The sequence below is a fragment of the Mitsuaria sp. TWR114 genome, from assembly GCF_007997345.1.
The window spans coordinates 1-2093 of the sequence record NZ_VOSR01000219.1; the positions used below are offsets into that span (position 1 = coordinate 1).

The 2093-nt window shown below is 70.0% G+C and carries 3 protein-coding genes; all 3 read right to left on the reverse strand.

Annotation, left to right across the window (positions count from 1 at the left end; all coding sequences use genetic code 11):
* Nucleotides 1-588: HAMP domain-containing protein (locus tag FUT87_RS31390; RefSeq protein WP_147240912.1), on the reverse strand; the 588-nt coding region annotated here is incomplete at its 3' end.
* The gene (locus FUT87_RS09935; RefSeq protein ID WP_147240913.1) at nucleotides 516-1340 is read right to left on the reverse strand and encodes a cache domain-containing protein; all 825 of its coding nucleotides are present in this window, start codon (nucleotides 1338-1340) and stop codon (nucleotides 516-518) included. The genes FUT87_RS31390 and FUT87_RS09935, both read right to left, overlap by 73 nt.
* 256 nt (nucleotides 1341-1596) lie before the next feature.
* Nucleotides 1597-2093 (reverse strand): carbonic anhydrase (locus FUT87_RS09940; protein ID WP_147240914.1); only part of this gene is annotated, 497 nt, incomplete at its 5' end.

Sequence of the window (2093 nt, forward strand, 5' to 3'; positions counted from 1 at the left end):
GATGACGCCGATGATGTCGCCGATCTGGCGCGAGCTCGTGCTGATCTCCTGCATCGTCGAGACCACCTGCCCCATCGCCTCGCCGCCCTGGCGCGCGACGCGGCTGGCGGTGTCGGCCAGCTGGCGCGCCTGGTCGGCATTGGCGGCGCTGTTGGCGACGGTGCTGTTGAGCTCCTCCATGGAGCTGGCCGTCTCCTGCAGGTTGCTGGCCGTCTCCTCGGTGCGCTGGCTCAGGTCGTGGTTGCCGGCGGCGATCTGGCGCGAGGCGACCGCGATCGACTGGCTGGTCTCGCGCACCTGCAGCATCACCTGCTCGATCTTGTGGACGAACTGGTTGAAGCCACGGGAGATGTCGGCGATCTCGTCCTCGCCGCGCACCTGCAGGCGCTGGCTGAGGTCGCCCTCGCCGGCGCCGATGTCGTTCATCGCGCGCTTGATGCCGGCCAGGCCGCTCAGCAGCGCGCCGACGGCCGCGGCCGCCACCAGCGCCGCCACCGCCGTCACCACCAGCATCGTCAGGCCCGCGTTGCGCAGCACGTCCGACAGCGCCGCCAGCGCCTCGTTGCGCTCGGCCGCGGCCACCAGCACCCAGTCGTGCCCGGCACATCCACGGCCTTCAGGAAGAAGCGATGCTCACCGACCTCGGCCAGCGTGGGCTCGTCGCCGTGCGCGGTCGTCAGCAGCGCGCCGTCGATCGCCGCCGACAGGTCCTTCACCGGCTTGAGCGTCAGGGCCGCGTCCGGGTGGGCGATCACGGTGCCCTGCTTGTCCAGCAGCATCGCGAAGCCGCTGGCGGTCGGCTTGATCGACTTCATCGTCGCGACGATGTCGTCCAGCGCCACGTCGGTGCCGGTCACCGCCTTGAGCTCGCCGCCCGCGCGCACCGCGCTGGCGAAGGTCACGACCAGCTTCTTGCTGGAGGCCGCCACGTAGGGCGCGGTGATCACCGGCTGGTCGGTCGCGGAGGCCAGCTTGTACCAGCCGCGGCCGGTCGGGTCGTAGTCGGCGGGACGCTGGCGGTCGGGGATGGAGATCATCCGCTTGTCGGCACCGCCGACATAGGCCAGGTCCAGGCGCCCGGACTGCAGCGCCTGCGTCAGCACCGGACGGGGGTCCTCGAGCTGCGCGGCCGGCGCCATCGCGGCGACCACGTCCTTCTGCGTCTTCACCCATGCGGCAACGCCGTTGGCGTTGGCGGTGGCGAGGTCGGTCAACTGGGCCTGCACCTGGCGACGGGCGTGATCGCGCACGGCCCAGTAGCTGGCGAAGGTGGCGAGCGCGACGGCGGCGACGACGATCAGGATGCTGATCGCGATCAGGCGCGACTTGATGGTCTTCATCACGGCGGGGGTGTCCTGGGGGGATGGGGCGCCCCTCCACGGAGGGAAAGGGCAATTGAGGTTCCGGCCGCGCCGTCCATGACCAAGATCAAACGCGTGATGGCTTCTGGCGCGCGGCGGCCGGGATTGTGCGGTGAGCGCCAGTGATAACCAAGGGTTTCCACCAAGAAGACGGCCGACGCCGTGACGCTCGTCACGACGCCGGCCCAAGCGGGAGACAACGCTCCCACGGCTCAGCCATCGAGGGCGCGGGCCCTCAGTTCGATTCCTTGATGAGGCGGCCAGACTGCGCCTGCAGCGGCCGCGCGTTCATCGGGTACAGGTGCGAGAACACCGAGATCTGCTGGGTCGACAGCTGCACCGGCTGGCGCAGCACCAGCCACAGCACGCCCTCGGTGCAGGGCGGCGTCGTCAGCGAGCCCATGTAGGAGAAGTAGCCCCGCTCCGCGGGCAGCAGCTGGTTGAGGTCGATCGGCACCGGCGCGTTGTAGGTGTCGCCGCGCTCCAGCGGCAGGTGGTTCCAGACCGTCTGGATCAGCGCCTGATCCTGGCCGCGCTCCAGCAGCACCGCCAGGACGGCGAGCCGGCCCTCGGCATCCTTGTGGACGAGGTGGGCCACCATGTCGTACTGGCGGCCGTTGATGCGCTCCTCGCTGGGGCGATGGAAGTGGAACTGCTGCAGTTCGTAGCGCCGGCCCATGATCTGCAGCGAGTTGCCCGGCGCCACGTTCACCTGGACCGTGTGGCCGTTGT